The following is a 468-nucleotide window of genomic DNA, read 5'->3' on the forward strand; positions in this document are numbered from 1 at the left end:
TTCGCCAAGTGTGCGTCACGGAAGTACCGCAGACTAACCGGGTCGTCGTGGCGCTCGGAGTACTGCTCGTGAAGCTCCCGCTGGATCAGCGGTCCATCCTCCTGAAGTACGTCGACGACGACGCGCTGGTGATCGTTGAGCTTCGAGTACGTCTTCCTGGCGATTTCGCGTTCGGCCTCGGACATCGAGTCCTCGACGAGCCGCTTCGGGATGTTCGACAGACCCTCGCTGCTCGCCTTCCGCGCCGCGGCCCGGAGCGTCGTGATCCCCATGCGAGCGTCGCCGTCTGCGAGCCGCGCGATCCTCTGGAACACCTCCTCGCTCGCGGCGTTCGGTCCGAGTCCTTCACGAGCCCGTCGCTCCAGTATCTCCGCGATCGTGTCCTCACCGTACCGATCAAACCGAACCCGGTAGCCGACCGAGACGCGAGAGCGAACGCGCTCGTCGAGGTCGGCGAGCAGATCGACC

The 468-nt window shown here is 65.2% G+C and carries 1 pseudogene; it reads right to left on the reverse strand.

Annotated elements, in window-relative coordinates:
- Positions 1–468: pseudogene (locus tag D3D02_RS19495) on the reverse strand (orc1/cdc6 family replication initiation protein); the annotation flags it as partial.

This window comes from Halobellus sp. Atlit-38R, assembly GCF_003665925.1.
Classification (GTDB): Archaea; Halobacteriota; Halobacteria; order Halobacteriales; family Haloferacaceae; genus Haloquadratum; species Haloquadratum inordinatus.